Genomic DNA, 8011 nt, shown 5'->3' on the forward strand with positions numbered 1-8011 from the left:
CGTGTTACTGTTTTTTCAACTTGAGACTCCAAAAAGTTTTCTGCACCACTAAGCCTCTGGGGTAGAAAGTACGATGATATCTCTGTCAATTTGAATTTCGTTGGTATCAACACTGGGAGTTAACTGGTAACGCCCATCATTATTTTTGTCTTCAAAGGAGAGCAATCCTGTTTTTTCCCACTTAGTCGCCCAGTCTAATTGCTGTACTTCGGCAACTGTATGATTATGCAGAGATTCAATTAAGTTATAACGGGCAAACATGGAAAGGGCAGGAGCGGTGGTATAAAGAATGGCAATAAATAATAATGCCCAACCAGCAGAAAAGCGAGCTGCCCGGACGCTGGGAACTGTGTAAAAACGAACGATAATATGAGGTAATCCCGCTGTCCCCACCATTAAGGCAATGGTGGTAAATAGGACATCCAGCATCGACTTGTTGACGAACGGCTGAGTATACTCTTGAAATCCCAAATCAACTTGGATTTGATTGAGCTTATCAGCAACATCACTGAACGTAAATGCTAATTGCGGCACAGGATTACCCGTAAGTAACCAGGCGATCGCTATTGCTGGAATTAAGTAAGCAAAAATCAAAACTCCATACTGAGCTACTTGTGTCCAGGTGATGCCTTTCATCCCTCCCAGCACAGAAAAAAAGCCCACAATCACCATGCCGATGATGACACCTGTATTAATGTCTACTTGCAGGAAGCGGCTAAAAACAATGCCTACGCCCCGCATTTGTCCCGCAACATAGGTGAGGGAAACAAAAATAGCTGCCACGACTGCCACTAATCTTGCCACATTGGAGTAGTAGCGATCGCCTACAAAATCCGGCACTGTATACTTACCAAATTTTCGCAGGTAGGGCGCTAAAAGTAATGCCAGTAATACATAACCGCCTGTCCAACCCATTAAATAGATAGAACCGTCATATCCCAAAAAAGATATCAGTCCCGCCATAGAAATAAACGAAGCTGCTGACATCCAGTCGGCGGCGGTGGCGGCTCCATTAGCAATGGAAGGTATTCCCTGTCCTGCTATGAAAAAATCTTTACTATTTTTAACTCGTGATTGCCAACCAATGTAAATGTAACCAAGGAAGGAAAGTCCTACCAACAAAATCGTCCAAATTTCTACTGACACGGTTTTGCCTCACTTCCTCAAATTATACTTGCGGTCTAGCTTGTCCATTTGGAAAGCATAAATAAAAATCAATGCCACAAATACGATGATTGATCCTTGCTGCGCCATCCAAAAACCAAAAGGTACGCCAAAGAAACGGATTGCATTTAATGGTTCCACCAGCAAAATACTGAAAACGATGGAAACCAATGCCCAAACAATTAAAAGGTTACGAATTAACGCAGTATTAGCACGCCAATAAGAGCGCCGCTGATGTTCGTCCATTTTTGTTGATTTTAGGTGCATCCAGCATCATATCAATGAAGTAGCTAGATAAATGATTTCACACCGTAAAATTACGTTACAGCAAACATTAAAATAATACTGTCCATCCTTCGCTTTGAGCATCTTGTTTGGTATAAGCAACACCATCAATTTTGATACCTTGATCATCCAGCAGAGTAATCATGCCACCATTGTTGCCTAGTTGGATACCGTCTTGATGCAAAGCAACTTGCAAAACTTCACCAGGATAAATAATCCCCTTGAGGCGTTGCTGGCGCTTGATACGATCTGCCAGAGTCCAACCGTTCAAATCTATGGGGTGCGGTGAAGTATTGATTAAACTGACTGTCTCCTGATTTAAATTGTCTCCCACAGGATTCACCATAGCCGCAAAAATGCGAATCGATGTAGTTGTAGGCATAATCACATCAAGTTTATGGCCAGTGGCATCGTCAGTATGAAATGACTGGGACTGAAATGCTAAAAAAATGCCTACCCACTGGCTGCGGGCTGGGTAGTGAATCAGCATTCCGCCATCTTGGAAAACACCATTATCTGTTTTAAATCGCCCAACACTACCCTGATTCATGTGGAGATTATGCATACTGTTACCAGGGAGAAAACCAAAATGCTTGTCTTCAATATCTTCTTCTGGGCCCCATTGTTCACCAAAGGGGTAGAGGATGGCATCTGTAGAAACGATCGCCCGCGCCATGTATAGTTCTAGTAACTCATTGAGATCGTTGTCTGGCCCCGGTAAGTCGTATGGTACTGACTTCATCAAAGACGAATCAAACAAATTCCCGCGAATGTAGTCTAAAGCCAACCCTCCAGGTTTTCTCTCCAACTCATGAAAGCCAAAATCTAACTCTTGGAGTTCCTTAATAATGGGATGGGAGAAATTTTCATCTACAAAGTACAGCAACTCTGATGGCTTTTCCTGGGATTTGACGTTGATAGCAAGGCGATATTTTTGCGTCTCGTCAGTTACAAGCACTTGATAATGGGGAGATGGGCCTTCAGCAAATCGGCGGTTCATCGCCCGACTTTTAAGAACACCGTAATTTTTCAAAGGCATTTCTTCCTCCTACATTGCATAGTGCAAAAGACGACATCAAGGTAATTGCTGCCTATAGAGCATTTATCTTTTAGGTAAAGTTGCTTATTTAAAAGCGTAATATTTTGTAACGTCAATTTAGTATCATGTTAACATGGTGTCTCCGTGTTATTAAGCATGAAGTTAACCTGGAAATCCTACCATAAAAAAATATTCAATCACTTTGATATGAGGAAAATCAGGGAAATGACGGAGACAAAATTTAGCCTTGTGTTGCTTTGTGGGGTTGCCATTAAACCAACTTACGTTGCGATTTTGCACACATACCCTAGCCAATGGGGATAAGCATAAGAATTGGCAGCTATTAATTTTGGCCCTTGATAAGTACTCAATACACAATCTGCTGTGACTTGGAGATTATCCATCAGGCAATCGTCTGTACCCAAAGCTTCAAATGCTAAACTCCACCAAGGTTGATTTTGAATTACAAGCTGAGTAATTTCCACACTACAGACATTATCAATTGATGCATCATTGATAATTGGCTTCACTGAATTATTTTGTAAAAATTGATACTGCCGTAGATAGCGAACCTTCTGGATATTTACCCAATATGCATGATTTGCAACCGTGGCAACTTGAAAACTTTCACCCGTGCGATCGCTACACGACCACTTACCCCATTTTTCAGCTTTGCCCTCTACAGATTCACCAAAACATACTACACCAAATTCGGCCTGACGCCATTTGATTTCCAAACGTCCTTGCCGCAATTTGATCCCCATATAGTCAGAATCGGGAACACAAAGATAGACATCTTCCCGTTTTTCGGGTGGTTCCATCGGGTTAATTAAACAATTTTGCTGAAACCAAACTACAACATCTTGGGGAATTGTATCTGGGTAAAACCAGCGTAATTCGTGACTTGTAAGCATAAATTTGCCGATTCTAGAGTTAACATTCACCACATTTTCCCGATTCACTGCATCATGCGAAGCGACACGGTTGATGGGACAATATATACGAGAAATAACGCTGATCCTGTTTTGTTGCCAGCCTAAAGGAATCTTGAGAAATGTGGAAAAGAATTGTATTTATTTTGTTATTGGTATTGAGCCTGAATCTGAGTAATCCTGGTGTAGCTAATGCGGCTGGATTCAAAAGCTTTGTAGATTCTTATGATGGCTATGAGTTTTTATACCCTAATGGCTGGCTACAAGTGAAAGTGTCCGACGGCCCCGATGTAGTATTTCATGACTTGATTGAAGTATCTGAAAATGTCTCTGTGGTAATTAGTCCCGTTCCCGATAACAAAAGCCTAGAAGAACTGGGAACACCTACAGAAGTAGGATATAAATTGGGTAAAGCTGCACTTGCTCCCCCTGACTCTGGTCGTTCGGCTGAATTAGTCAATGCCTTTGAGCGCGAATCTAATGGAAAAACATACTACATATTAGAGTATGAAGTGAAACTCCCCAACAGGGAACAACGACACAACGTCACCAGTGTTGCCGTCAGCCGTGGTAAGCTATTTACTTTCAACGCCTCAATTTCCGAAAGACGTTGGCCCAGAATCCAAGGGTTGATCAAGAGTGTGGTCAATTCCTTCTCTGTATATTAGGGAGTAGGGAGTAGGGAGTGGGGAGTAGGGAGTAGTAAATTGTGAATTGCCAATTATGAAAACGCCTCCATTTGTACTTGCTTCAGCTTCTCCGGCGCGACTGCGCTTGCTGCAAACTGTGGGAATTGAACCGATAGTCAAGCCTAGTGATTTTGATGAGTCGCAAATCCAAATTGATGATCCTGCACAGTTAGTGCAAACGCTTGCACAACGCAAAGCGGAAACCGTCGTCCCGCAGTTTGAATCAGCCTTAATTATGGGTTGCGATTCAGTTCTGTCCATGAATGGTGAGATTTATGGTAAACCAGCAGATGCAGCCGAAGCGATCGCTCGTTGGCAATTAATGCAAGGTAAATTTGGTGATCTGTATACAGGTCATGTCTTGATTGACTTGTGCCAAAATCGCACCCTAGTTAGATGTCAGATGACAAGAGTGTATTTTGCCCACATGAGCGATCGCACTATCCAAGCCTATGTAGCTACAGGCGAACCCCTCAAATGTGCTGGTGCATTTGCCCTTGAAGGTTTCGGTAGTCTATTTGTGGAAAAAATTTCAGGTTGTCACAGCAACGTCATCGGTCTGAGTTTACCCATACTACGGCAAATGATTGAGGAAATAGGATACAACATAACTGATTTTTGGCAATAGTTAATAATTCTGCGTCAACCAGTAGTTGTTTAAAAACAAGATAGATTTTTTCGTCTCAAATGCTTACCCTCTCTGCTTTTGAACATTAGGGCTTAAAAACTAATTACACCAACTATTGCGTTCTTTGTTGTGCCTTTGCGCCTTTGCGTGAGACAAATCCAAATACTCACACAGCAACGCCAAATATCAACTATTCCATCGCTCGAATTTGCTGATTAGCGGCATTTTGCCCCCGAACCATAGCCTGCTGTAAAGATTGTTGGCCCAACAAAGCACTAATAAACTGATTATCAAAATTATTAGAAATTGCCCCTGGATATTCACCCACCTGCCAAGGAGTAGCATAATCTACCCCAGCCACCAAAGGCGATCGCAAAGCATCTTTGTCATAACCCAACTTTTGCGCCACCGATTTACGTGTTGGTAGTGCAAACCCCGTACCCGTCCACTTGGCCATACCTTCCTTACCAGTCAGATAAGAAATCAACTCCCAAGCTGCGGCTTTGTGCTGCGATTCCTTATTCATCACATAGGCAACAGTAAACACCATCGTGCCTTTTTTGTCATTTATACTAGGTACTTCTGCTGTAGCAAACTCCAACTGTGGAAAAGTCGTCTCCAAAAAAGGAATCGCCCAATTACCTTCAATCACCATTGCTACCCGACCTTGACCAAACATCTCCGTACCTGAGTTAGTCCCGACATCCGTAGGTTGAGCAGATGTGCGGTCTTTTTGATACTGGTCTACCACCAACTGTAATCCCTGCACACCTTGAGGACTAGCAAAAGCCGCATAACCATTTTGCTCAACTACTTGCCCACCAAAAGCCTGTATTTTATAAGCTTGACGGCTTAACTCTGGGGAAACTCCAAAACCGTATTTACTGACTTTGCCAGTTAACTGCTGAGAGTAGGTGCGTAATTCATTCCAAGTAGTTGGCGGACTACTCAAACCTGCATCAGCAAACGCTTTTTTGTTATAAAACAGTGCCAAAGTTGAATAATCTTTGGGTAGACCATAAATGTAATTCTGGGACTGAAAATTTGCCAGTAAACTCTCCTCAAAGTCCCCCAGGTCAAAATCCGGGGTGATGTAAGCATTTAGTGGTTCCAAAACATTTTGCCTCATCAAGAAAGGCGCTTCCAGTGCTTCTAGATAAAAAACATCAGGTGCAGCATCCCCTATCAGGCGGGTTGTCATCACATCCATATATTGGTCAGAAATTACCTCATATCTCACCTTAATCGTGGGATGTTGTGCCTCAAACTCCTGTAATAACTGCCTTAAGAGTTTTTGCTCCACCGGATTACCAGCCCAGCCACTAAGTTTAATGGTGACGGCGGTAGATACTGACGGTGACATTACTAGATTATGGCAGCCAATCACAGCGAAGGCGATCGCAATTACCAATACCCAAAATTTAACCCAGCTTTTGTTGATCACAAGCAAATGCCAGTTCTTTACTTATATATAGCTGGTGGGGAGTAGGGAAAAGCTTTTTTATTTTGTAAATTTATATTGAAGTAATCTGTATTTTTATTGAGAAATGCAATATAAAATAACGAATAATTATCACCAAAGTCTATCACTCATATCTTTCACCAGGCGACTGGAAGTCACGGCTACACAGGCGAAACCCACCTACGTGGGTTCAAAACCCTTGTTTTTCCGTGAGTCCGCGTAGGCGGACTTTGTTTGTATAGCCGCGATTTCTAATCGCCAGGGTTTGGTGCAAGATGTCAGATAACAAAATTCGAGTTCCTCTGTCACCGGACTCATGCTTGGGTATTTGCCCAGTCAATATAAGTTATGACCTCTGTTCAACTTGACACATCAGTACCGGTAACTCTGGAAATTCCCCAGATTGCCCCACCACCAACAGCAATCTCTCCCGTTTCTCCAGCCAACTCTAGAATTGCTAAAGATGCGATTCGCACTAGTTTAAAAGCCTCAACCTTGGATGCAGTCTTCGCAGCAGTTTTTTCCCTGTGTACCAGTGGAATTTTGCTGAGTAATTTTTTGGTGGAATTAGATGCTAGTCCAGTAGTATTTGGGATGCTATGTTCCATCCCCATGCTGGTAAATCTCGTTCAACCTTTAGGCGCTTACCTATCGGAACAAACAACCAGCCGCTTTCAGTATTCCCTGCGGACTCATGGAATTGCACGGTTACTGTGGCTAATTTTAGTAGTAGCTATCGCAGTTTGGAGTTGGAGAGGCTTCAATCCTCATTATTTAGTGGGATTGACATTATTAATTGTTCTCTTTAGCCATCTTCTAGGAGGATTAGGAAGCGCATCTTGGCTAAGTTGGCTAGCAATGATTGTGCCTCGAAAATTGCGCGGTAGGTATTTTGGCATCCGCAATAGCGCCGCCAGCCTGACAAATTTGCTTTGTGTCCCCTTAGCTGGTTTAGCTGTATCCCATTGGAAAGGCGGGAGTTTACAAGGCTATGGGGTAGTGTTGCTGATTGGTATCGTGTTTGGGATTGTGGGATTAGGGTGTCAGTACTTTAAAGTAGATATGAATCCCAAGTCACAAAACACCGTAATTAATTACCCTCAAACAGAGGAATTTGGGAGTGAATTTATTTCTGCACCGCAAATCACGGCTCCACAAAACAGCATTTGGCAAAACTCGAATTTTTTGAAATTTTTGGGATATTTTTGCTTTTGGATGTTTGCTGTTAATCTGAGTGCGCCTTTTTTTACCCTTTACATGCTAGATAACCTAGATTTAGATATTAGCTGGGTGACACTCTACAGCAGTCTCCAAGCAGGAGCAAACTTGTTAATGTTGATTCTGTGGGGAAAATTAGCAGACAAAATTGGCAATCGTCCGATTCTGATCTTTGTAGGGATTCTGGTTGCAATTACACCACTTTTATGGTTAGGAATTAGCAGCAATCACCTTGACCTGTGGTTATGGCTACCACTGTTACATATCTTAACTGGAGGTACATGGGCAGCCATTGACTTGTGTACCAATAATATGCAGCTAGAGATTGCGCCCCTGAAAAATCAGTCTATCTACTTTGCGATCGCAGCTGCCATTGCCGGACTAGGCGGTGCATTAGGTACAACCATAGGCAGCTTAATAGCGCAATTTACCAACTGTGGAGGCTTACTAGGACTGTTTGCCCTCTCTAGTGTTTTGCGTTTGTTCGCACTTGTACCACTGATGTTTGTTAATGAGGGAGTAGGGAGTAGGGAGTGGGGAGTAGGGAGTAGGGAGTAGGGAGTAGGGAGTAGGGAGTAGGGAGTAGGGAGTAGG

The 8011-nt window shown here is 42.8% G+C and carries 7 protein-coding genes and 1 pseudogene; 3 read left to right on the forward strand and 5 right to left on the reverse strand.

All coding sequences use genetic code 11. The annotated features are described in order from the left end of the window. Positions 1-54: 54 nt before the first annotated feature. The 4 genes and pseudogenes from ACM0OS_RS27460 to ACM0OS_RS27475 all read right to left on the reverse strand — a co-directional run. A pseudogene (locus tag ACM0OS_RS27460) lies at positions 55-1146 on the reverse strand (VC_2705 family sodium/solute symporter); the annotation flags it as partial. A gap of 9 nt (positions 1147-1155) precedes the next feature. Beyond that, complete coding sequence (locus ACM0OS_RS27465; protein ID WP_414546345.1) at positions 1156-1410, reverse strand: DUF4212 domain-containing protein; 255 nt, start codon at positions 1408-1410, stop codon at positions 1156-1158. 88 nt (positions 1411-1498) lie between these two features. Next, positions 1499-2488: a DUF2278 family protein gene (locus ACM0OS_RS27470; RefSeq protein WP_414546346.1), complete on the reverse strand. Its 990-nt coding sequence runs from the start codon at positions 2486-2488 to the stop codon at positions 1499-1501. A gap of 281 nt (positions 2489-2769) precedes the next feature. Further along, complete coding sequence (locus ACM0OS_RS27475) at positions 2770-3402, reverse strand: hypothetical protein (RefSeq protein ID WP_414546347.1); 633 nt, start codon at positions 3400-3402, stop codon at positions 2770-2772. A 140-nt stretch (positions 3403-3542) separates the two neighbouring features. Here ACM0OS_RS27475 and psbP point away from each other — a divergent pair, with 140 nt between their 5' ends. Beyond that, a complete protein-coding gene (gene psbP, locus ACM0OS_RS27480) occupies positions 3543-4088 on the forward strand; it encodes a photosystem II reaction center PsbP (protein ID WP_414546348.1) in 546 nt (181 codons plus the stop codon). A gap of 55 nt (positions 4089-4143) precedes the next feature. Further along, positions 4144-4737, forward strand: a complete 594-nt coding sequence (locus ACM0OS_RS27485; RefSeq protein WP_414546349.1) for a Maf family protein — start codon at positions 4144-4146, stop codon at positions 4735-4737. Positions 4738-4927: 190 nt separating this feature from the next. Here ACM0OS_RS27485 and ACM0OS_RS27490 read toward each other — a convergent pair whose 3' ends face one another. After that, entirely contained in the window at positions 4928-6178 is a 1251-nt protein-coding gene (locus tag ACM0OS_RS27490; RefSeq protein ID WP_414546351.1) for an ABC transporter substrate-binding protein, read from the reverse strand. A gap of 369 nt (positions 6179-6547) precedes the next feature. On the opposite strand from ACM0OS_RS27490, the gene ACM0OS_RS27495 reads away from it, so the two are divergent. Beyond that, a complete protein-coding gene (locus ACM0OS_RS27495; RefSeq protein ID WP_414546350.1) occupies positions 6548-7975 on the forward strand; it encodes an MFS transporter in 1428 nt (475 codons plus the stop codon). Positions 7976-8011: the final 36 nt, after the last annotated feature.

The sequence above is a fragment of the Nostoc sp. CCY0012 genome (genome assembly GCF_963920855.1).
Classification (GTDB): domain Bacteria; phylum Cyanobacteriota; class Cyanobacteriia; order Cyanobacteriales; family Nostocaceae; genus Cyanocohniella.

Coding starts and splice junctions, on each gene's coding strand:
- ACM0OS_RS27465 (WP_414546345.1), bottom strand. CDS start 1,410: ATGGACGAACATCAGCGGCGCTCTTATTGGCGTGCTAATACTGCGTTA.
- ACM0OS_RS27470 (WP_414546346.1), bottom strand. CDS start 2,488: ATGCCTTTGAAAAATTACGGTGTTCTTAAAAGTCGGGCGATGAACCGC.
- ACM0OS_RS27475 (WP_414546347.1), bottom strand. CDS start 3,402: ATGCTTACAAGTCACGAATTACGCTGGTTTTACCCAGATACAATTCCC.
- psbP (WP_414546348.1), top strand. CDS start 3,543: ATGTGGAAAAGAATTGTATTTATTTTGTTATTGGTATTGAGCCTGAAT.
- ACM0OS_RS27485 (WP_414546349.1), top strand. CDS start 4,144: ATGAAAACGCCTCCATTTGTACTTGCTTCAGCTTCTCCGGCGCGACTG.
- ACM0OS_RS27495 (WP_414546350.1), top strand. CDS start 6,548: ATGACCTCTGTTCAACTTGACACATCAGTACCGGTAACTCTGGAAATT.